Source organism: Rothia sp. HMSC061D12 (genome assembly GCF_001836735.1).
GTDB lineage: Bacteria > Actinomycetota > Actinomycetes > Actinomycetales > Micrococcaceae > Rothia.
In genome coordinates this window covers 55,859-78,988 of the sequence record NZ_KV830311.1, presented here as the reverse complement: position 1 = coordinate 78,988, position 23,130 = coordinate 55,859, and the positions used below count along the sequence as shown (strand labels likewise).

Genomic DNA, 23,130 nt, shown 5'->3' with positions numbered 1-23,130 from the left:
GCCGGTATAAGGCTCCGGAGGGTAAAGTCCCGCGGTATTCCGCCTCAGAGGCGGGGTGCTGCGGGACTTTTCTGCGTTTTTGATGGGTGGTTTTGTGGTGGGGTGGTTTCGGGAATTGACTGAAATATTTTCCCTGGAATGGTGAACTGGGTCATATTGCATGGGAAATGTGTGTATACTATTGCCAATGCAAAATGTGCGTGCTGTCACAAAGGTGTGCGGGTTGTGTTCCCCCGCGTACAGCAAAGCAGCATCCCACCTAACTGAGGAAAACTAATGACCACTTTCACCCTCAACCGTCGTACCCTGCTCACCGGCACCGTTGCCCTGGGTACCGTCGGCCTGCTCGCAGCCTGCGGCGGCAACTCCTCCAAGAACGAAACCAGCGCTCTCTCCGCCGGCGACGACCTGTCCAAGGCAGTCTCCTACAACGAGAAGGACCGCTCCGCCCTCAAGGACGGCGGCGAACTGCGCCTGAGCGCTGACGGCATTGGCCCCAACTTCAACATCCTCAACACCAACGGCTACACCGCCGGTAACCTGAACATTCAGGCGGCAATCAACTCCGCCTTCACCGGCGGCTTCTACGCTGACTTCCGCGGCGAGTCGCACATGAACGAGGACTACGTCACCGAGTACAAGGCGCAGACCGTTGACGGCGTGCAGACCGTGACCTTCAAGATCAACCCCAAGGCAGCCTTCAATGACGGTACCCCCATCGACGTGAACGCCGTCAAGAGCTACCAGACCATCTACACCGCCGCGGCATCCGGTTCGGATTACCAGATCACCCCCTCGCCCATCTGGGAGCAGGTCGCAAGCGTCGAGGCAGTGGACGGCGATACCCGCCACGTGAAGGTCACCATGTCCAAGCCCTGGTACCCCATCGAAGGCAGCTTCACCTCGTTCCTGCACCCGGCATTCGCCGACCCCAAATTCTTCAACGACGGTCTGAACGACAAGCCCCTCGACCAGTACTGGGCAGGCCCCTTCAAGGTCGGCGAGTGGAACTCCTCCTCCAAGGTGCTCACCGTCGTCCGCAACGACAAGTGGTGGGGCCAGAAGCCCGCTCTTGAGCGCATCACCTGGCGTGAAATGAGCTCCCAGGCAGAGCAGGCAGCTTACAAGAACGGCGAAATCGACTACGTGGACGCCAGTACCCTCAGCTCCTACAACGAGCTCTCCAGCCTCAGCAACATCGACATCCGCAAGGGTAGCGCACTGGCTGTCGGTAACTACGAAATCAACCCCGAAAAGGTGCCCCTGCCCGTCCGCCGCGCATTCGTTGCAGCCCTCAACCGTGAGCAGCTGCAGAAGCTGCGCTACGAGAAGCTCGGCTGGAAGGAAACCCTGCCCGGCTCCATGTGCATGCTACCCATGCAGGAAGGCTACCAGGATAACTACCCGACCAAGCTCGGCAAGGACGTCGCCACCAAGATCCTGGAGGACGCAGGCTACACCAAGAACGGCGACTACTACGCTAAGGACGGCGCTAAGGTCTCCTACCCGGTCATCACCTTCGGTAGCGACCCGGTCGTCAGCTCCACCGCGCAGTTCCTTGTCCAGCAGATGAAGGAAATCGGCGTTGAACTGACCATCGAGAACCACGGTGCCTCTGAAATGTCGAGCATCATCTCCTCGAAGAACTTCGCGATTAAGACCGGTGGCTACGGCATCACTACCTCCCCGGTGGATGCAGCGAACTACTTCTACATCTCCGAGACCAACAACGGTCACGGTAAGGATCTGGACTCGCTGGCAGCAACCATGATGTCCACCGAGGACCCGAAGGAACAGCTCAAGATCATGAACGAGCTGGAGAAGCGCCACCTGGAAGAGGTTGCCATCTACGTGCCCACCCACAACGGCCCGAACTTCAAGGCGTGCCGTAAGGGTCTGGCGAACTACGGCCCCATGCTCTTCGGTCTGCCCTACTACAACCCGAACGTATGGATCAACGTCGGTTGGGAGAAGTAAAAATCTAAGCGTTGAGCACCGCTCACACACTCCATAAGGGGTAAAAGCGCTGAAGCGGCGTGTTACAAAAGGATTAAAACCTTCTGTAGCACGCCGCTTTCCCGTTCCTAAGAGAGTCACACGGATATACTTAAAACAAATGTGGGCATTCTGCCCGCAACCCCGGCAGAGACTGTCCTCCCGCCGGGTTGGAGCGTTGGTTATGCACCGTTCGCACGCCGCCTCCACAACACTGCGAATACTCTAGGAGAAATTCCATGAAGAGCATGTCTGTCTCTCGCCGTACCCTCCTGACCGGCACCGTTGCCCTCGGCACCGTTGGTCTACTGGCTGCCTGCGGCAGCTCATCGAAGGAAAAGGTTGGCGGTAGCGCCGCTAACAACGCTGAAGATATTCTGAAGAACCTTCAGGTCAACAAGCAGGACCGTTCCTCCCTCAAGCAGGGCGGCACCCTGACCCTCGCGGCTACCGCCCTGGGCCCGAACTTCAACCTGCAGACCCAGAGCGGCTACACCTCCAGCAACCTGGACGCACTGGCACCCTGCAACATTCCCGCCGTGATGGGCTTCTACACCATGAGCCCCGACGGTGAAGGCACCCTCAACCCCGAGTTCTGCACCGAGCACAAGACCGAGACCGTCGATGGCGTGCAGACCGCGACCTTCAAGATCAACCCCAAGGCTGCCTTCAACGACGGCACCCCCATGGACGTGAACGCTGTTCGCGCCGTGTGGAAGGTCTACCGCGCAACCACCGACAACCCCTACCACATCACCGACAACACCATGTGGCAGCAGGTTGAGAGCATCGAGGCTGTGGACGGCGACAACTTCCACGTCAAGGTCACCATGAAGGCTCCGTACTACCCCTCCGAGGGTCTGTGCGCCTTCGCAATCCACCCCGCCCTGGAAGACGTCAACCTCTTCAACGAAGGCTTCGTTGACAAGCCCCTCGACCAGTACTGGGCTGGCCCCTTCAAGGTTGGCGAGTGGAACTCCTCCCAGAAGGTGCTCACCCTGGTCAAGAACGACAAGTGGTGGGGCGAGAAGCCGGTGCTGGACCGCATCATCTGGCGTCAGATGGACTCCGAAGCAATCCGTGCAAGCTTCAAGAACGGCGAACTGGACGCCTTCACCTTCGTTGGCGCAACCAGCTACAACGCTGTGAAGGGCCAGGCAGGCACCGAGATTCGCCAGAGCCAGAACACCAACGTCAACATCATTCAGCTGAACCCCAAGCGCATCGAGGACCTGGCACTGCGCCGCGCAATCCTCGCTTCTGTGGACCGCGAGCAGATCGCTAAGGCATACTTCTCGCAGCTCGGCTGGACCGAGCCGCTGCCCGGCTCCATCATCGCAATGCCGTTCCAGAAGGGTTACCAGAACAACTACGCTGGTGACACCGGTGCACAGGCAGCTGGCAAGATTCTGGAGGCCGCAGGCTACTCCAAGTCCGGCGACTACTACGCTAAGAACGGCAAGGTTGCTGGCTTCGCCCTGACCTCCTTCGGTTCCGAGGCTGTCTACCAGGCGGTCTACCAGATTCTGGAGCAGCAGCTGAAGTCCGCAGGTATCCGCCTGAGCGCTGACAACCAGCCGCAGTCGAACTCCAACTCCGTGCTCGGCCAGAAGAGCTACGAAGCAATCTTCACCGGTTGGGGCGTTCTGCCCGACCTGGCTTCCTCGGCACCCTACTTCTTCACCACCGAGGTGTTCGGAGTCGGTGACCCCGAGGTTGATAAGCTCATCGAGAAGCTGCAGAACACCGAGAACGCAGACGAGCGCATCAAGATCGCTAACGAGGCGGAGAAGCTCTACTACGAGAAGGTCGCAGTGTACCTGCCCTACGCAAACGGCCCGATGTACGCCGCTGTCAAGGCTAAGGTCGCGAACTACGGTCCGTCCCTGTTCAAGCAGAGCTACACCAGCGCTGACTACTGGGTCAACGTTGGCTGGCAGGAGTAGTACCGCTTACGGTAACGCTCTAGCCGTCCTGTAGGACAACAGAATCCCGGGTACTCTCAAACGAGAGTGCCCGGGATTTTTCTGTTCCCTTTGTTCTGTGCCCTTTAGCGGGACACGTTAGCGGGATATGTAATTACAAAAACTGGGGGAGGGGAGTGCCGCCCTAACCGGTTGCTACCACTCGCCCAGGTACAGGGCGCGCTCCTGCAGGTACCTCAACATCTTCGGGTTCTGCCGCAGATAGAAGATGCGGTAAATACCGCCTCCAACGACGATGAAAGCCAACGGGAAGCCCAAAATCACGAGCACACGGCTCATATTGGCGGATAGATCAAAAGGATCACCGCTGGTTGCAACCAGCACAATCCAGAGAGAATAGCCCACGCAGGCGAACACGGTGCCCCACATGCCGCGCACGAGCCAACTCACCAGCGTCACTGCGATGACCCACACCAGCGCCAACGTGAACTGGTGCCGCTCCGCCTGAGCCCAGGGAAGCGCCCCCACGTAAATAATGGCGGGGATGCCCAGGTACCCGGGGATGTTCAGCGAGGCAAGAATGTTCACGCAAAAATAGCCCAAGAAAATAGCGCTCAACGACGAGGATAGAAACAGGTGCAGGGGAATCATGCCGTCCCCGCTATAGGCTGCGGTGGGGCCTGCATACACGGTTTCAAACATGAGGGTTAGCGGAGTCATCATGTATTCAATCCAGACCACCAGCGCAAACGCACCGAAAATGCCGAGAGCCTGCATCAGCGCAATCAGCCGTGAACGCGCATCCCGAGGAATGGTGAAGCTCTGGCCCTTCGCCTTAACGCCCCAGAGATGAACGACAGCTACCATTGCCGCGATGCACAGTACCCAGCGCAAGAGGACGCCGGGCAGCTCAGGAAGACCGCCGTAAGCCCCCGTGGCGGGGTCACCCCAGGCTCCGGGGAGCAGCGTAATAGCGTGAGCACCCTCGGGGAGATGGGAGGAAGAGGCAAGCCGGTGCGGCTCATAGATAACCCACCACAGAAGGCAGGCTGGAATCAGCGCGGAGAGCTTACGCAGCAGAACCGGGAACGGCGGGGAATCGTAGACGAGCGCCTCAAGATTGAGCCGGCGCATCAGCCGTCGAACAGGAGAAAGAGCATGCAACTCTTTTTGCTGCTCTTCCCACACCCCGGTATCCCATGTCCTAGTATCAGAAGACATCATCGTACTCCCTATCACGTGAGAACTTCCTTGTTGAGCTTATTATCACATTAGCAGAAATACCCCCCGGCCAGTGCCTAAGCCCAGCAAACCCGGCCCAAAGACTCAGCACATCAGGAAGCAGGGCATAAGGGAAAGGGAGTATAAGGAAAGGGACCCCGCCACGATGGCGGGGCCCCTTAGAGCCTCAGAAAGCGAACTACTTAGTGGTCACCTTCAGGACGGTGCTCAGGTTCTGGTGAGCAACGCCCGGCAGACCCTTAACCTCAGCAAACTTGCGGGTGTTGGTGACAATCACCGGGGTAATCAGCGGGTAACCCGCATCCTTGATGACCTCGGGATCGAACTCAATCAGAGTGTCGCCGGCGGCAACAACATCGCCCTTGGCAACCTTCACGCTGAAGCCCTTACCGTCAAGGTTCACGGTATCCAGACCAACGTGAATCAGCAGCTCAATGCCGTTCTCCAGCTTCAGGCCCACAGCGTGGCCCGAGGGGTAGGTTGCGGCAACCTTACCGGCTGCGGGAGCAGCAACAGTGGTACCGGTCGGCTCAATCGCCACACCCTCGCCCAGCTTGCCAGCCGCGAAAATCGGGTCCGGAACATCGGCCAGAGCAACGGCGGTACCCTCAATCGGGGCGTGCAGCTCAATGACCTCACCGGCTGCAGCGGGAGCCGCGGCGGCGGTCGCAGTAGCGGCAGCAGCCGGAGCAGCCTTAGCGGCAACAGCCTCAGCCTTAGGAGCGGCCTCAGCATCCTCAGCCTTACGCTCCGCAGCGTGCCTTACAGCGTCAGCCTTCGACTCGTAACCGAACAGCAGAACACCGGTCATAGCGCCGAAGAACGCAATAGCCAGACCAATCACGTACAGGTACGAGGGCTGCATAGCCGGAATCGACAGCAGCGAAGTGAACGCGAACGCGTAGGACTTAACGCCCAGGAAGGAAATGGTAGCGCCACCAATAACAGCGGGAACCAGAATAATCGGGATCACGCGCTTGTAGCGGAGCACAACACCGTACAGGGACGGCTCAGAAATACCACCGAGCAGACCGGACATCGACGCACCAACAGCGGTCTGGCGCAGCTCGCGGTCGTGCTTAGCCTTAATAGCCACACCGGTCACAACACCGAACACAGCGAAGTTGTAAGCACCCATCGGGGACTGAATGAAGTCAGTACCCATGGTCTGCAGGTTGTTAATCATGACAGCGTTCAGCGGCCAGTGCAGACCCAGCGGAACCATGAACAGGTACAGACCAGCAATCAGAGCACCAACCAGAGCCGGAGCCTGGTCGTTAACCATCTTCAGGAAGTCAGAGATGCCCATAGCAACACCGATACCGATGGGGCCAACCAGGAACGCGGTCACCGGAACCAGAACGATGACCGAAATCATCGGCACGAACACCATCTGCAGCATCGAAGGAATAACCTTCTTCAGGAAGCGCTCAAACGGAGCCAGCAGAGCAACAGCCAGCAGCGGGGGGAAGACCTGACCGGTGTAGCTGAATGCGTACAGCGGCAGATCCATACCGAAGAACGGAACGTTCAGAATCTTAGTGGCGGGGTCAGCAAGAGCAGTCAAATCGGTGAAGGTACCGGTCATCAGTGCAGCGGGGATAGCCGCACCAACCCACATGTTCGCGCCCAGACGCTTAGCAGCGGTAGCACCCAGCATGATAGGCATGAAGTTCAGAACCGACAGCGAAGCAGCCTTCAGGATGTACCAGAAAGCAAACTGCTGCATCCACTGGGTGTTCAGCGCCTTAGCAGCCTCGGGGTCAGCCACACGAGCACCGTTAATGATGTCAATGTTCACGCTCTGACCGGTCAAGTCAGTGTACTGGCCGAAGAAGCCCAGCTGCTGCAGGAACACAATCAGGGTCAGAATCATCGAGGTACCCAGAAGTGCCCACAGCAGAGGACGGAAGGAGTCAGACAGAACGTCGAAGACGTTGGTAAGCCAGCCGGACTTCTTGCCTTCAGCCTCAACCTTGGTGTCACCCTCAGCGTGGCCGGACATAGAAGGCAGAGCGTTGATCTCGTTGTACACAGCCTCAACGCGCTCGCCCAGAACAACCTGAGTCTGGCCGGACTGCTCAATCACAGAGAGAACGCCGGGCAGGCTCTCAATCTTCTTGTTCTGCACTGCATCGTTAGACACAGGAGTGACACGAAGGCGGGTTGCACAGTGAGTAATGTGCGCGATGTTCTCGGGGCCACCCAGGCCGTCAAGAATCTTCTCGCCAAGTTCGCGGTTATTCACGATACTTCCTTAGATATGCGGTCAATGTCTACTACGTGTTGCTACAGGAGGCTGCGCTCGCCGGGGACCCCAGAAAGGGGAAACCCAGAAGCGGGTAACACCCCAGAAAACACAAAAGACCCGAGTCTCTCGACCACCGGAAGCACTACACTCGTGCCCACTATTGGAGCTTCGGTACAGCAAATAGAGGGGAATATTCAGCAGAAGGTACTGCTGTCCCACTACGGTGTTGAGTAACTCAGGTCTTGCCTGCCAAATCAGTAACAACCCTGAAGAAGGTTTCCCTTCTCAAATAGTTCCCTGTAACTCTAAGGGTTTTCCCAGGTTAAGAGCAAGGTGAGAGGTAGAAGCTATCAGAAGCTGTTAAATGTTTCACCCAAGTGATAGCTGGGGCACGCCCTCGACACTGCTTGCGGGAGTCTCCCGGCGGGCTCCCGCGCACTCCGGAGGGGCCACATGCGAAGACGCGGAAGGGCCCCGCATCCACAGGATACGGGGCCCACACGCCACCGAAGCAACTACCTCCAGCTAACTACTTAGCCGGGAAGAAATTCAGCGGAGCAACCTCCAGCTCAGGGTAATGACGCTTCTGCCAACGGCGGTTACGATGCGCATTCACCTCAATCAGCACGGCACCCAGAGCACCAGCACCCAGAGCCGTCCACAGCAGGTGCGGAAGCACAGTAACGAACTGGTGGTACTCAACCAGAATCGGCACGAACAGCGCCGCGAAGAACACAGCCAGCAACGCACCAAACAGCAGAACACGCGCGCGGTTGAACGGGCGAGCCACCGCAGCCAAGTTCCACAGGCCCATCATCACCAGAGTGATGAACGAAGCCGTCTGAATCTGACGGATATCCTCAACGCCCATGCCACGAGCCGTGAACGTCACCGCCAACAGCATCGCAACCACAATAATCGAGTTCGGGACCGTGTAATTCAGCACGCGGCGCAAGAAGCCCGGCACGTAACGGCGCGAATTCGGCAGCAGAGTCAACGCGAAGGACGACGCACCCACAATCAAGAAGTCAGCCGTCGAGTACTGACGCGGCAAGAACGGGAAGGTCAAACCGAAGAGGCTGAACAGAACACCCAGCAGAATCGCGAAACCGGTCTTCGTCAAGAACAGGTTCGCCACCATCTCAATGTTCGTAATAACCTGACGGCCCTGCTCCAGCGCAGCCGGCAGAGACGAGAACTTACCGTCCAGCAGAACCAGGCGAGAAACAGCCTTCGTCGCAGGAGCCGCGTTGCCCATCGCAATACCCAAGCTTGCATGCTTGAGCGCCAGAGCGTCGTTAATGCCGTCACCGGTCATCGCCACCACATGGCCACGCTCCTTCAGAGCAATCACCATGTTCTTCTTCTGCTCGGGCGACACACGACCGAAAATATTGTGAGTAGCCGCAGCCTCAGCAAGCTCCGGACCGTCCTCAGGCAGAGTCGACGCATCAACCGCACCCGCGGAAGTATCCATGCCCGCGGTCTTCGCAGCCGCAGCCACAGTGAACGGGTTATCACCCGAGAAGACCTTCAACGTCACGCCCTGACGGTGGAAATACTCCACAATCTCAGGCGCATCCGCACGCACATTCTCACGGAAAATCACGAACAGAACTGGGGTAGCATCCGACGGGATCTTCTGGATCGGCTCATCCTTCTCATTGCGGACCACCGCAGAAGCATGCGCCAAAACCATCGTGCGCAGACCCAGCGCCGCCAGCTCGGCGGCACGCTCACGCTCAGCGGTGCCCTTGGCGAGAAGCGCCTCCGGAGCACCCAGAAGCCACGCACCCGAATCCTTAAACTCAATCGCGCTAAAACGCAGAGCCGACGAGAACGGCACGATACCGCTCACCGACGCCGAAGAAGCATCCGGGAAACCGCCGGTCAGAGCCGCCGCGGTCGGGTTCGCGTTCTCATCGTGACCGAACCATGCCAGCGCCTCATTCCAGCCGGCAGGCAGAGAACCACGCCAGGAAGTGTGCTCAGCCGAGTCAGCGTCGGGGCCCTCAGCCTCAGCAACGGTGTCCAGCGGGCGCACCGAATCAAAAATCACGCCACCCTCGGTGAGAGTACCGGTCTTATCAAAGCAGACCACGTCCACACGAGCCAGCACCTCAACCGCAGGCTGCTCCTGCACCAGGATGTTGTGCTTACGGCCCAGCGCCACAGCCGCCGCCGCAAACGCCAGAGTAGTCATCAGTGCCAGGCCCTGCGGAATCATCGAAGCAACCGAAGACACCACCGCAATAGAAACCTGCTCCCACAGGTGGTTCTGCTGCACGGTCTCCAGGCCGCCAGCCGCCTGAATCTGACCCCACGACACCACAGGAATAATGACCGCAAGACCCACCGTAATCCAGCGGACCACACGGTTCAGCGCATCACGTAGCTCAGACTGAATACGCGAGAACTGGCGCGCCTCGTCAGAAATCTTGCTTGCACGAGAATTCGCACCCACATGCGACAGCAGGACGCGGCCGGTACCACCCAGCACACTCGACGCCGACAGCACCATATCGCCGGGGCGCTTAGCAATCGGGTCGTTCTCACCGGTCAGCAGGGACTCGTCCAGCTCCAAAGAATCGGAGGTGAGTACAACAGCATCCGCGGGAACCTGATCGCCGCGCTTGAGGATGACAACGTCACCCTCAACCAGCTGCTCCATCGGAACCTCAACGCTCTTACCGTCACGCACGGCAGTAGCGGGGGAGCGGTCCAGCAGGGAGATGCGGTCCAGCTCAAGCTTCGCCTTGTACTCCTGCACAAAACCAATCACCACGTTAGCGATAACAGCCGCCAGGAAGAGCAGATCAGCCCAACGCTGGTACATGATCACCACGGCACCACAGGCACCCAACACAAAGTTGAAGACCGTGAACAGGTGCGCACGCATAATGCTCCACAGCGTGCGAGAAGACTTATTGTTCTGGGTATTGACCCTACCCTCAGCAGTCAGACGAGCAACATCATCGCTGCTCAAACCGTGCTGGGCAATATCGAAAGATCCGCTATGCGGTGTTTCAGAATATTCGGGAATGTAGCCGGCAACGGCAGGCGTTGCCGTTTTCTGCTGAGGATCCATGCGGGGGTCTCTTTCTCGAATGGATGGAATGCTGAACTGAATAGAGTTCAGTATTGCGGACACTACCTTTCAGTGTATCCGTGCAGAAGGGGATAAAGATAATCTCCGCCCTGTAATGAACTGATATTTACAGCCATTCCAGAACGGAGATTTAATATATGCGAATACTGGCATATTTTGAGATGGAAAGTGTTTGCGGGATGGTTCGCTAACGCCCCATAAAATCAGCGCGCCAGCAGACTCAGCGCTCCGGCAGAATCAACAAACGATTCGTTACCGGATGCCTCAACACCTCAATCGGATGCTGATACACCTCAGACAACAACTCCGCCGAACACACCTGCTCAGGGGCGCCCGAAGCAACCACCTCACCACCACGCAACAACACCATACGGTCAGAATACGCAGCCGCCACATCCAAGTCATGAAGCACCGTCAACACCGCAGCACCCTCAGCAGCCAACTCGCGGCTCACCCGCAACGTCTGCTCCTGATGCGTAATATCCAACGCCGCAGTCGGCTCATCCAAAAGAATCAGCGGAGTCTGCTGAGCGAACACACGCGCCAAATGCGCACGGCCACTCTCACCACCGGACAGGGTCGTAATATCGCGATCCGACAAATGAGTCACCGACGTACGCTCCATCATCGAAGCAACCACGGCGTCATCCTCTTCAGCGCGCTCCGTGCCCTTCCACGGGGTGCGGCCCATCTGAACCACCTCATGCACCGTGTACGAAAACGCCACATTCAACTTCTGCAGCAGCATCGCACGCTGACGCGCCATCTGACGGGCAGGAATCGAACCCAAAGGGGTGCCATCCAGTAGAATCTCACCGCCACTGGGCGCAATATCACCAGCAATCACACCCAACAGAGTCGACTTACCGGCACCATTAGGGCCAATCAGCGACACAACCTCGCCCGCAGCAACCGACAGAGACACATCATTCAAAATCTGACGCCCACCAGCGTTAAAACACACACCGGACAGGCTCAACAACTCACTCACGAAGCACCTCCGCCCTGACCCAGGGAACGACGCAACAACACGAAGAACGTCGGGCCGCCCACCAAAGCCGTAAAAATACCAATCGGCAAATCAGCAAAAGGCACCAGCGTACGCGCACCCAAATCAGACAGCGCAATCAACAGCGCGCCACCCAATGCCGAAGCCGGCAACAACACACGATTCGACGGACCCAAAATCATGCGCAACAGGTGAGGAATAATCAGGCCAATAAACGCAATAATGCCCGCATACGCCACCGCAGCACCCGTCAACAAAGCCGTCGCCGCAATAGACACCGCACGTAGGCGCTCCACGTTCACACCCGAATGCTGCGCCGCACGCTCACCCAACGCCAGAACATCCAGCGAAGAAGCCATCACAAAACACGCCACCAAGCCGATCAGAATAACCGGCCACACGCTCGCCACAGCCTTCCACGTGGAACCGTTCAGCGAACCCATCTGCCAGAACACAATCTGATCGCGGCTCGTCGTATCAGCAATAAACATGAGGAACGCAATAATCGCATTCGCCACCGCAGTCACCGCAATACCCGTCAAAATCATCGACAGGACCTTCGCACGACCCGAAGAACGCGACAGGAAATACACTAGCGCAGTAGCCGCCAACGCACCCACAAACGCGAATGCAGGAGTCGTGAAAATACCGAAGAACTGCAGGTTCAACACAATCGACAAACACGCGCCAACCGCCGCACCCGAGGAAACACCAATCACGCCCGGCTCAGCCAACGGGTTACCAAACACCGACTGCATCACCGCACCGGAAGTACCCAAAGCGGCACCCACCAGCACGCCCAACAGCACACGCGGGAAACGGATATTCCACAGAGTACTATCCGCCAGCTGCATCGCCGGGTTCTCCGGCGCAAAACCCAGACGGCGGCCCACAGAAGCAACCACCTGATCAATCGGGATATTGTACTGGCCCAAACCCGCAGACAGCACCATCACAACGCATAGCGCCACTGCCAAAAACGTAAACGTCAGACCGGCACGACGCCGACGCGAAGCACGATAATCCCGCGCACCCGCCGCACTCTTCACGGCAGCCACTACTGGCCCCCCGCAGGAGTGGAGTACGCAGCCTTAGCCAGCGAGAGCAAAACCGCCGGAGTATTCGGGCCATAGGACAGAATCTGGCCGTCACCCATATCAATAATGCGCTTATTCTTACCGGCAGTCGTCTCACCCACACCCGGGCGAGCCAAGAAACCATCCAAACCACCGGTGGACTTAATGCCGCCGCTCATGGTCAGAATGACGTCGGGGTTCAGCTTCACCAGCGCCTCACTGGTCGCCGGAATAATATTCGTCGCGTTCTGCTCAGACGCCACATCCTTGCCGCCAATAGCCTGAATCAAATCGTCAGCGCCCGAACCCTTGCCGAGCACAAAGAACACGCCAGCGGTACCGCGCACGTACAAGAATGCGAACGACACCTGCTGTGCACCCTTCGGGGCAACGTCCTTGAGCACCTGCAGGGCATAATCCAGGTCCTTCTGTACGCGGGCAGCAACCTGCTCGCCCGCCTCCGGAACACCAAGTGCCTGCGCAACAGCCTTGAGCTGCGGAATGATCTTATCCATACGACGCTCATGATCGAAGACCACCACGGTCACGCCCGCAGCGCGCAGCTGATCCACAATCTCAATCGGGCCGTTGCTCTTATCCCACAGCACCAGGTCCGGGGAGGTCGCCAGAATCGCCTCAGCGTTCAGGTCGTGACCGTTCTGGGTCACCAGCGGCAGATGAGCCAGCGACTGCTCCGTCGAGGAGGTGACACGACCGACCAGGCGACCGCCCAGACCCAGCGCAATCATCTGCTGAGCCAGAGTGCCGTACAGGTCCAGCGCCAGCACACGGTCAGCGGACTTAACGGTCACCTCGGTGCCGTTGAAATCCTTGAAGGTCACCGGGAAAGCCGGAGTGGGGGTATCGACCATCGGCTGAATTTCGGGGGTATCCGCGGCGCTATTGGGGCCGCGCAGAGCCTTCTGATCAGGGGCAATAGAAGAACGCAACTGATCGGCAAGGTTCTCCAAAACGGTGCGGGTGCTCTGCTCATCCACCACAGCCTGCGAAGTGCTTGAAGAAGAGGCCGGGTTCTGAGTACCCACACCGCAAGAGCTCAGCAGAAACGCGGAAGTGATGGAGAACGCCGCATACTTCACTGCATCGCGGCGGTTCAGGGCAGAAGAAGAAAGGGAAGAAAACATCGTCGTCTCACAGAAAAAAGGGAGTTAGAAAAACTGGGGTAGGCGCCAGGGTAAAACCTGGCACCTGAAGCGGGGGTGCAGTGAAAATCTGCACCCCCGCACGGACCGTGTCGGCTTACCGGTGAACCTCATGGTTGAGTTTCACGGGTGAGCCGACAGTGTGGGCATCCTCGTGAGGTGCCGTTATGCCTTCTTGCGGCGGCGAGTGTACACGACGGTACCCGCGCCAGCTGCAACAGCGATGAAGCCTGCAACCAGGGTGCCCTCAACACCGGAGGCACCGGTGGAAGCCAGAGGCTTGCCGGTGACCGGGTCGCAACCCTCACCCTCGTAGACGGTTTCGGACACGGTCTTGGTGGTGGTCTTCGCGCCGTTAATCGCCGCGGAGAAGCTCAGCGGAGCCATGTCCTTACCGGCGTCGTAGAAGCCAGCGAACGCCTTCGCACCTTCAGCGGTCAGGGTCGTTGCCGCACCGTTGACGCTCACAGCGTCAGCGGAGCTCTGCAGACCCGAAAGATCCACCTTCAGCAGTGCCACCTCACCATAGTTAGTTGCCTTGCCGGAGGGGTCATTGCTGTTCATGGTCGCGTAGAGAGTGCCGGAATTGCCGTTAATCTCAAGGCGCGGGTTCGCAATGGTGGTGTCCAGAATGCCGTGGTGACCGGTGAAACGAACCGAACCGCTGAAGGAGATGGAACCCTTACCGCCCTTGAAGGTGCCGGTGCCGTTAGACCAGTTGAACGCATCCGAAGAGTAGGAGGTGCCGTTCAGCTCCCAGCTACCGTTCGCGATGCCGCCGCGCACGTAGTTGCGGAAGGAATCACGCACGCCCCAGCCGAGGTTTGCGCTCTTGATGGTGCCGTCGGATGCGCCCTGCTCCTGCACCTCGCGGGTGCGGGTGACGGGTACGCAGACCGGCTGTGCCGGGTTGTTGCTGACAGAGCCATTCGAGGAGGAACCGCCGTTAGAGACGCTGCCGGAGGTGCCTGCCGAACCGTCAGAACCGGAGTTGCCGGTGGAGTTCGAGGAACCGTTGTCGGAAGAGCTGTTCTCAGAACCCTTGTTCTCGGAGGAGTTGCTCTCGGAAGACTTGTTCTCGGAGACGCGCGGAACCTCAACGGTGTTCTCTGCGGTCTGCTCGCTGAGCTTTACGGAGAAGCTCAGCGGTGCCATGGCGTTGTCGGAGCCGCGGTACTGGCCCGCGAAGAGAACCTCGGAGCCTTCATTGGTGAGGGCAACCGCCGCGTTCTGTGCGGAGAAGACGCCGTCCTTCACGCTTGCGCCGGAGAGGTCCACCTCGGCGATAGCCAGACCGGTCTTAGAAACGGACTTGCCGTCGCGGGTCAGCGCGTCAACATCGGCGACCAGGGTGCCCTTGCCGTTGACGATGACCAGGCGCATGTTCTTGATGGTGCTCTTGAGCTGACCGTTGTGGCCGGTGAATTCTGCGGTGCCTGCAAAGTTGATCTGGCCGGTCTTAGTTTCGGGATTGTACACGCCGGATGCCTGAGTGTACTTCAGGCCGCCTGCTGCGGTCTTCTCCATGCCCTCAACGTTCACGGAGCCGTGGGCGAAGCTGGTCAGGTACTTCAGGAAGGACTCGCGGATATCCCAGCTGAGGGTGCCGGACTCGACGACGTTGCCGGTGACCTTTTCTTCACGCTTGGGCTCGGTGGTTGCGGCGGGGGAGGAGGGTGCCGCGGAGGTGGGTGCCGCGCTCGGTGCTGCAGAAGTGGGCTCGGCGGGCTTGGGTGCCTCGGTGGTCGGTGCGGAGGAAGGCTCGCTGCTGGGCTCTGCGGTCGGCGTTGCAGTAGGCTCGGCGCTGGGCTCAGTGGAAGGTGCGGGCGCGGGTGCTTCCTTGGTCACGATGGTTGCAGAGAAGCTGAGTGCATCCAGCTCCTGGCCTGCCTTGTAGAAGCCGGCGAAGGCGCCGGTCGCCTCTTCGGAGAGCTTGACGCGGGTGCCGTTTTCCTCGTCAACGCTGGGCAGGGTGATGGTGTTACCCTCAACCTTCAGACCGGAGGCGTTGAAAGTACCGATGGTCATGTTCTTGGTTTCGACCAGGTCGTTCGGGGTGGTGTTGCCGTTGTAGGGGCGCGACTGAACGTTGGCGCGCACGGTGCCCACGCCGTCCTTAATGGTGACGGAGAGGTCGGAGATGATGACTTCCAGCAGACCGTGGTGTGCGGTGTAGTGGATCGAGGAGCCGGTGAAGGTGACGGAGTATTCGCCGTTGGCTACGGTGCCTTCGGCGGAGGTGAAGTGGTAGGAGCCGTCTTCGTTGGTGGTGACGCCGGTCAGTTTCTGGGAGCCCTGGGAGAAGGGACCGTTGATGTAGGAGCGGAAGGACTTCTTCAGACCCCAGTTGACGGTGACGTCCTGCAGGCTCTGCTCTGAGGCTGCGGTTACCTCACTGGCGCTGACGTGGGAGTTGGTTTCGGCTGCGAAGGCGGCGGGTACGCCTGCGATACCGCCGAGGCCAATGGTTGCCGAAGCCAAGAACGCCCAGGTGCGCTTGGTGAGAGAGGGGGTAGACATTCGGTGTCTCCTTGAATTTTGTGATTGTGGTGTTCGTATCAAGTCTAGACCTATTAGCCTATGTTTGTGTAACTTAATGCCTAGGGTGACTTGTGCATAAGGTTTACCTTAGCAAATTTTTTGTGGGAGCTATTGCCAAAACCGGTTTTTGGTGACAATATGTCATTAACAGTTTGGTGACACAGTGTCATTAAAACCTTTATAGTCCACTCACAAGCAAATTTAGGAACCCCACCATGACTATCACCGCCCCCGAAACCACCCAGGAACGCTTCGCCGCACGCCTGAAGGAAAGCACCAAGCACGTCCACGACAACGCCGAACACTCCACCTTCATGGAAGACCTCATGGGCGGAGCCCTCAACACCGAGGCATACCTGCGCCTCATCAACCAGTACGTGCACATCTACGAAGCACTCGAAGCGGTCTCCGAACACTACCGTGCAGAACCCAACCCCATCACTGAGCCCTTCACCCAGCCCGGCCTCGACCGCGCAGAATACATCCGCGCAGACATTCGCGCACTCGGCCAGGACGGCGACATCGACGCGCCCCTGCCCGCAACCGCAGAGTACGTAGAGCGCATCCGCGCTACCATCAACTCCCCCGAACGCTACCTCGCACACCACTACCTGCGCTACCTAGGCGACCTCTCTGGCGGCCAGGCAGTCGCAGCGCTCGTCACCCGCCACTACGGCATCCCCGCCGAAGCGTTGAGCATGTACCGCTTCACCGAACTGCCCAAGCCCAAGGTCTTTAAGGACGGCTACCGCGAACTGCTCGACAACGCACCCCTGACCGACGAACAGCGCGAAGCCCTCATCGAAGAATGCATCGAAGGCTTCCGCATTAACGCCTCCCTGTTCGCGCAGCTGGGACGCAAGGTCGCCGAGGCATAAACACCGAACACCTCAACGCACAACGCCTAAACGCTCAACGCACAAGCCAGCGGGCATAACAAAAGGGGCGGATGCTTTCACAAGCATCCGCCCCTTTCGGCGTTAGTCTCAAACTAGTCGAAGACTAGCCCTTCGCAACCTCACCGAAGTGAGCTGCAAGAGTGCCCTCGTGAGCTGCACGCAACTCATCCAGGTCAATGGAAACCTCATCCTGGAAGTCCAGAGCGTTCGACTCAGCATCCACCACACCAATACGTGCGAAGGGGAACTGGCGAGCGGTGCACATATCCTTGAAGCGCACCTCCTCAGAACGCGGAACCGAAACCACAACGCGGCCCAGGGACTCCGAGAACAGCAGAGTGAACAGGTCCAGACCGTCACGCTCAGCAACCTCACCCAGACCAATGCGGGCACCGGTGTTGAAACGCAGGCAAGCCTCAACCAGAGTTGCAGCCAGACCGCCGGCAGCCACGTCGTGTGCAGCATCAATCATGCCGTCACGAGACATGTTCACCAGCATGTCACCCAGCTGACGCTCCAGAGCCAGATCAACCTTCGGCGGCTGACCGCCCAGGTGACCCTTGAAGCGAGCCCACTCGGAGCCGTCCAGCTCATCGCGAGTGGTACCCAGCAGGTAGATAGCCTGACCGTCATGCTCAGGAGCCCAACCCGACGGGGTGCGGCGGGTGACGTCATCCATCACGCCCATCATCGCGACCACGGGGGTCGGGTTAATAGCCTTGCCACCGGTCTGGTTGTACAGGGACACGTTACCGCCGGTCACCGGAACACCCAGCTCCATGCAGCCATCAGCCAGGCCGCGAACAGCCTCAGCGAACTGCCACATGACATCCGGATCCTCGGGAGAACCGAAGTTCAGGCAGTCAGACACAGCCACGGGGCGTGCACCAACGGTCGCAACGTTACGGTACGCCTCAGCCAAGGACGCGCGAGCACCCTCGTACGGATCCAGGTAGGTGAAACGAGGGGAGGCGTCGGTCGCCAGAGCAACACCGAGGTTGGTGTTCTCGTCCACGCGCACCACACCGCCGTCGTCCGGCATGGACAGGGCGGTGTTGCCCTGAACGTAGCGGTCGTACTGGTTAGTGATCCAGGACTTGGAGCACATGTTCGGGGACGCCATGAACGCCTTGATTGCCTCGCCCAGCTCCTTACCGCGCGGGCGGGAATCGTCAGCAGCCGAACCGGTGAAGTGGTTAGCCTGAACGTCATCCTGCCACTCCGGGCGTGCGTAAGGACGCTCGTAAGTCGGGCCGTCGTGTGCAACAGTGCGGGGGTCAACATCCACGATGACCTCGCCGTCCCACTCGATGACCAGGCGGCCAGAGTTGGTGACCTCACCGAGGAAGGAGTACTCCACGCCCCACTTGTTCATGATCGCTTCGAAGCGCTCCACGTTCTCGGGGGAGACCACAGCCATCATGCGTTCCTGAGACTCAGACATCAGAATCTCGCCCGGGGTCAGGGTGGGGTCACGCAGCAGAACCTTGGTCAGGTCCACGTGCATGCCGCCCTCACCGTTAGAAGCCAGCTCGCTGGTTGCGCAGGAAATACCCGCAGCACCCAGGTCCTGAATACCCTCCACCACGGAGCCCTTGAACAGCTCCAGGCAGCACTCAATCAGAACCTTCTCAGCGAAGGGGTCGCCCACCTGAACGGCAGGACGCTTCGAAGGCTTGGTGTCATCGAAAGACTCGGACGCCAGCACCGACGCACCGCCGATGCCGTCGCCACCGGTGCGCGCACCGAACAGAACAACCTTGTTGCCCACGCCCGATGCGTTCGCCAGGCGGATATCCTCGTGGCGCATAATGCCCACAGCCAGTGCGTTGACCAGCGGGTTTGCCTGGTAGCAGGAGTCGAACTCAACCTCGCCGCCGATGTTCGGCAGGCCCAGGGAGTTACCGTAACCACCAATACCGGCAACCACGCCGCCAATAACGCGGGCGGTGTCCGGGTGATCAATCGCGCCGAAACGCAGCGGATCCATCACAGCAATCGGGCGTGCACCCATGGAAATAATGTCACGCACAATACCGCCCACACCGGTCGCAGCACCCTGGTAGGGCTCCACGTACGAGGGGTGGTTGTGGGACTCAATCTTGAAGGTAACAGCCCAGCCGTCACCAATATCGGTCACACCGGCGTTCTCACCGATACCGACCATCAGGTCCTTCTTCATCTCATCGGTGACCTTCGCACCGAACTGCTTCAGATGAACCTTAGAAGACTTGTAGGAGCAGTGCTCGGACCACATGACCGAGTACATTGCCAGCTCAGCCGCGGTAGGACGGCGACCAAGAATCTCCTTAATATCCTCGAACTCGTTCTCCTTCAGGCCCAGCTCAGCCCAGGGGAGTTCGGTGTCCGGGGTTGCCGCCGCGTGCTCGACGGTGTCGAGGTTAAACTGCTTTTCGCTCATAACTTCTTAGAATCCTTGTCGTGCGTTAGCGGGCGTTAATCAGGTTGGCAAGAACGGAGGTGAACACGCCGAGACCATCGGCGCCACCGCGCAGAGAAACCTCACCAAAACCAGAAGAGGAAGGACCGAAGCCCGGCTCCACAGCGTGCTCCGGGTGCGGCATCAGGCCGACCACGTTACCGCGCTCATTGCTGATACCAGCAATGTCGTTACGGGAACCGTTCGGGTTGAAACCAACGTAGCGGAACACCACGCGGCCCTCAGCCTCCAGCGCCTCCAGGGTCTTCGCGTCAGCAACGTACTGACCGTCCTGGTTCTTCAGAGGAACAACAATCTCCTGGCCGGCAGCGTAGTTGCTCGTCCAGGAGGTGGAGTTATTCTCAATGCGCAGAACCTGGTCACGGCAAATGAACTTGCGGTGATCGTTCTTAATCATCGAACCGGGCAGCAGGTGAGACTCAGTCAGAATCTGGAAACCATTGCAAATACCCAGAACAGGCAGGGGCGAAGAACCGGAGGTACCAGCAGCGTTAGCGGCATCAATCACCGAACGCATCACGGGAGCCTTCGCAGCAATAGCGCCGGCACGCAGGTAGTCACCGTAGGAGAAACCGCCGGGAATAATGACGGCGTCAACGTTCTTCAGGTCAGCGTCGTCGTGCCACAGCTCAACGACGGTACCGCCAGCCAGACGGACAGCACGTGCAGCGTCACGGTCATCCAGGGTGCCGGGGAAAGTCACCACGCCAACGCGTGCATCAGCGAAGGCGGGATTCGGGGAGTAAGTAGAAAAGTCGCCAACCAGGGGGACTTCAGTAGGTGCGAGGGACTCTGCCATAGGTCTTAGTCCTCCAGAACCGAAACGTTCACAACGTCTTCGATGACGGGGTTCGACAGCAGCTCTTCAGCAGCCTTGCGGGCAGCTGCGAGGTGCTCCTCAGTAGCCTCACCCTCGACGGTCAGCTCGAAGCGCTTACCCTGGCGAACATCCACGAAGGAATCAACGCCGATACGGGGCAGCTCGTGAGAAATAGCCTTACCCTGCGGGTCAAGAATTTCGGGCTTGAGCATAACATCAACAACAATACGGGCCATGTGTGGGCACTCCTTGGGTGCGTGGGTTCTGTATGAGCCGTATCTCATCTTACCGTACTAACGACCGTAACGGGGGTATGCGTTCGGTTGGTGGATACCCTAAGAGGCTCGAATCACGTCTTTTACGCCTCGAGGGGCGGAAGATAGCGCTCGCACACCTGCAGCAGGCGCTCACGCAGCTCAATCGAACGCTCCGACAGCTCACGCTGGATGCGCACGTACTCGGCCTTACCCTCGGTCGTCTCCACCGGAATCGGTTCGTACCCCCAGCTGCGAATATCGTAGGGGGCTGCGCGCATATCCAGTTCACGCGCATCCCACGCCAGGTCGAAACAATCCATGACCAGAGTCGAATCAACCAGCGGAAGCAGCTTGTACGCCCACTTGTACACGTCCATATTCGCGTGCAGGCACGCGGGCTGCTCCAGAAAACGCTGGGATTCGCGGGTCGGCTGCAGCTCGTTCATCGGTGCTGCTTGTGGCATGAAGAAACGGAACGCATCAAAGTGCGAGCAGCGGATGCGGTGCTCCTCCACCACACGGTCCGTACCCTCCGCGCCCAGGCGCAGTTCCAGGTAGTCGTGGCGGATGTTGTTCTCCACCGACTTGTACGCCATCGCCCACTCGTGCATGCCGAAGCAACCGAACTGGCCCTTCTTCGCGGCGGTGTTGCGCAGGATCTCGTGGGTGAAGGCGAGGGCGGTAGCGCGGCGCTCCACAAAATCGGTGACGTCCACCGTGACGGCGGAGGCGGCATCCGCCTGGGCGCGCGCCACCTGTGGGGTGCATCCAGCGTCAAGGAGCTCCTGCTCGGTTGCGGGCCGGTAGAAACGCCAGGAGGCGCGCTCGGGTGCATCCAGCAGAATGACGCCGGCGCCGGGGTGCCAGCGCTTGAACTGGCCGGGCTTGAGCGTGTAGTAGGTGAAGAGGAAGTCCTCCACGGGGTGCACTTCGTGGCGGGCGCGACGCTGCGCAAACGGGTCGGCGTAGCGGCCGGCACGTGCCTCATGCGCCGCCTCTGCGGCACGCCATTGACGGGCATCCATCACCTGGGAAAATACAACACTACTCATGCTTCTAGCCTAAACGATGCCGCATACGACGGCAGGCAGAGTCACCGCTTATCGGACACGCGAAAGGGGCGGCGCCGGACCAAACCAGCACCGCCCCTCTCACTACCCTCAATGGGGCAAATAAGAGATCGACAAGATAACTATCCCGTTCATTTTAATGATGAGAAGATGAGCGGAAGTTTCGTTCGAGCTCTCTAAATATTGGGTTATTGATAACTGCTGTGCGAAGGTAACGGGCAAACTGCCCCGCACCGGCGCGTTCAAGTGCTCGGGGGATATCAATCTCGGTACAGCCTTTAGAGCGGGCATAAGACTCTTGAGAAAGGCACACCGCTGCAAATAGCCTGGTAGGGGCGTATTCGGTAAGTTGCATCAGGAAATCATCAGCGCTGAGCGTTTCATAACTCTGGACCTCCTCGCCCCGCTCCGTGGAGGCGTAGTTGAGCAGTTTCCGATCATCGGTTACTAGGGCGTGCATGCCGCCGTGTTGGGCGGCGGCATGCACGTGCAGGTCGTTTTCGTCAGGAAAGTCAGCAATTGATTCAACCTGAAAACCTGCGATCTGTGATTCACAAGACTGCAGGATTTGCTGTTTCCAGGTCTCAATCTTTGCATCGTTCATTGACGGATTATCACGACGGACATGGTAGCCAAACTCATCCATAATTCCGCTGGACACATGTGGTGTGAAGAACTCGTACTTACTCTCCAAAGCCAGTAAGAGTATCCAATCCCTAAGAGTTTTAGACATTAGGATATTCGTGTCCAATAAGACAGAGTATGTCTTTGTCACCATGTGGGTCCCCCGATAATCTCGTTGAGATTGTGGTTTTCTTCAAAGTCCCACAGGTCCTTGAGAGCTTGTTTCTTCTGCGTAACAGCCTTCTCCAAAAGGGTCTTGCGGAAGGCATCAGCATCTTGAGTGCGGATGCGGAAGTGGCTTCCTACCTTGTAAGCCGGGAGCTCGCCGGAACGAATAGCCTTCATGAGGGTTGGGCGGGAAATACCGATACGCTGAGCTGCTACGGTAGTGGTCAAATCGTGCGGAACAGCCTGAATATCAATACTCTGACCCTGGGCCAGGGCGTGCAAGACGTGCTGAATGACCTGGTTGAGGGCATCGCCAATACGCTGGCTCTTCTTGCCGGAAACAGTCAATGCAACGGTAATTTCGTTGGATTCCTCAAAGAGTTTCTTTGCCTCGGTTTTGGCTTGGGTAAGAGTCTCTTCAAGTATGAGCTGTGAGGCGGTCATCTTGCTTCTCCTTTCTTGGTATCCTGAACAACATTCGAATAAACGAGTCTTCGAGTCAGAAGCTCTCGAAAGTGGA

The 23,130-nt window shown here is 58.7% G+C and carries 16 protein-coding genes; 3 read left to right on the top strand and 13 right to left on the bottom strand.

What is annotated here, in order from left to right:
• The first annotated feature begins 276 nt into the window (after positions 1-276).
• A complete protein-coding gene (locus HMPREF2682_RS08715; RefSeq protein ID WP_070833332.1) occupies positions 277-1,977 on the top strand; it encodes an ABC transporter family substrate-binding protein in 1,701 nt (566 codons plus the stop codon).
• A 257-nt stretch (positions 1,978-2,234) separates the two neighbouring features.
• Complete coding sequence (locus tag HMPREF2682_RS08710) at positions 2,235-3,941, top strand: ABC transporter family substrate-binding protein (RefSeq protein WP_070675461.1); 1,707 nt, start codon at positions 2,235-2,237, stop codon at positions 3,939-3,941.
• Positions 3,942-4,115: 174 nt separating this feature from the next.
• On the opposite strand, the gene HMPREF2682_RS08705 is transcribed toward HMPREF2682_RS08710, so the two are convergent.
• The 7 genes from HMPREF2682_RS08705 to HMPREF2682_RS08675 all read right to left on the bottom strand — a co-directional run bounded on the left by HMPREF2682_RS08705 (position 4,116) and on the right by HMPREF2682_RS08675 (position 16,290).
• Positions 4,116-5,144, bottom strand: coding sequence for a dihydrodipicolinate synthase (locus HMPREF2682_RS08705; RefSeq protein WP_246827301.1), 1,029 nt, complete (start codon positions 5,142-5,144; stop codon positions 4,116-4,118).
• A gap of 196 nt (positions 5,145-5,340) precedes the next feature.
• A complete protein-coding gene (locus tag HMPREF2682_RS08700; protein WP_070833329.1) occupies positions 5,341-7,410 on the bottom strand; it encodes a glucose PTS transporter subunit IIA in 2,070 nt (689 codons plus the stop codon).
• A gap of 532 nt (positions 7,411-7,942) precedes the next feature.
• The gene (locus tag HMPREF2682_RS08695; RefSeq protein ID WP_070833326.1) at positions 7,943-10,501 is read right to left on the bottom strand and encodes an HAD-IC family P-type ATPase; all 2,559 of its coding nucleotides are present in this window, start codon (positions 10,499-10,501) and stop codon (positions 7,943-7,945) included.
• A gap of 241 nt (positions 10,502-10,742) precedes the next feature.
• Positions 10,743-11,513 carry a heme ABC transporter ATP-binding protein gene (locus HMPREF2682_RS08690; protein ID WP_012904204.1) on the bottom strand — a complete coding sequence of 257 codons (771 nt, stop codon included), beginning with the start codon at positions 11,511-11,513 and terminating at the stop codon, positions 10,743-10,745.
• Positions 11,510-12,589 carry a FecCD family ABC transporter permease gene (locus HMPREF2682_RS08685; RefSeq protein ID WP_070833323.1) on the bottom strand — a complete coding sequence of 360 codons (1,080 nt, stop codon included), beginning with the start codon at positions 12,587-12,589 and terminating at the stop codon, positions 11,510-11,512. The genes HMPREF2682_RS08690 and HMPREF2682_RS08685 overlap by 4 nt, the downstream gene beginning before the upstream one ends.
• Positions 12,589-13,752 (bottom strand): heme/hemin ABC transporter substrate-binding protein, encoded by a 1,164-nt coding sequence (locus tag HMPREF2682_RS08680; protein WP_070833321.1) that lies wholly within the window; start codon positions 13,750-13,752, stop codon positions 12,589-12,591. The genes HMPREF2682_RS08685 and HMPREF2682_RS08680 overlap by 1 nt, the downstream gene beginning before the upstream one ends.
• 183 nt (positions 13,753-13,935) lie before the next feature.
• Positions 13,936-16,290: an HtaA domain-containing protein gene (locus tag HMPREF2682_RS08675; RefSeq protein WP_070833318.1), complete on the bottom strand. Its 2,355-nt coding sequence runs from the start codon at positions 16,288-16,290 to the stop codon at positions 13,936-13,938.
• 236 nt (positions 16,291-16,526) lie between these two features.
• Between HMPREF2682_RS08675 and HMPREF2682_RS08670 the strand changes: the two genes are divergently transcribed.
• Complete coding sequence (locus HMPREF2682_RS08670; protein WP_070833315.1) at positions 16,527-17,189, top strand: biliverdin-producing heme oxygenase; 663 nt, start codon at positions 16,527-16,529, stop codon at positions 17,187-17,189.
• 124 nt (positions 17,190-17,313) lie between these two features.
• Here HMPREF2682_RS08670 and purL read toward each other — a convergent pair whose 3' ends face one another.
• The 6 genes from purL to HMPREF2682_RS08640 all read right to left on the bottom strand — a co-directional run bounded on the left by purL (position 17,314) and on the right by HMPREF2682_RS08640 (position 23,054).
• Positions 17,314-19,632: a phosphoribosylformylglycinamidine synthase subunit PurL gene (gene purL / locus HMPREF2682_RS08665; protein WP_012904198.1), complete on the bottom strand. Its 2,319-nt coding sequence runs from the start codon at positions 19,630-19,632 to the stop codon at positions 17,314-17,316.
• Between the two features lie 25 nt (positions 19,633-19,657).
• On the bottom strand, positions 19,658-20,470 hold the full coding sequence (purQ, locus tag HMPREF2682_RS08660) for a phosphoribosylformylglycinamidine synthase subunit PurQ (protein WP_070833312.1): 813 nt from the start codon (positions 20,468-20,470) through the stop codon (positions 19,658-19,660).
• A 5-nt stretch (positions 20,471-20,475) separates the two neighbouring features.
• Positions 20,476-20,727 carry a phosphoribosylformylglycinamidine synthase subunit PurS gene (gene purS / locus HMPREF2682_RS08655; protein WP_005507194.1) on the bottom strand — a complete coding sequence of 84 codons (252 nt, stop codon included), beginning with the start codon at positions 20,725-20,727 and terminating at the stop codon, positions 20,476-20,478.
• A 122-nt stretch (positions 20,728-20,849) separates the two neighbouring features.
• Positions 20,850-21,800 (bottom strand): 3-methyladenine DNA glycosylase, encoded by a 951-nt coding sequence (locus tag HMPREF2682_RS08650; RefSeq protein ID WP_070833309.1) that lies wholly within the window; start codon positions 21,798-21,800, stop codon positions 20,850-20,852.
• Between the two features lie 154 nt (positions 21,801-21,954).
• Positions 21,955-22,596 carry a PIN domain-containing protein gene (locus tag HMPREF2682_RS08645; RefSeq protein ID WP_070833306.1) on the bottom strand — a complete coding sequence of 214 codons (642 nt, stop codon included), beginning with the start codon at positions 22,594-22,596 and terminating at the stop codon, positions 21,955-21,957.
• Positions 22,590-23,054 carry a helix-turn-helix domain-containing protein gene (locus tag HMPREF2682_RS08640; protein WP_070833303.1) on the bottom strand — a complete coding sequence of 155 codons (465 nt, stop codon included), beginning with the start codon at positions 23,052-23,054 and terminating at the stop codon, positions 22,590-22,592. Before HMPREF2682_RS08640 ends, HMPREF2682_RS08645 begins: the two co-directional genes overlap by 7 nt.
• Positions 23,055-23,130 lie beyond the last annotated feature (76 nt).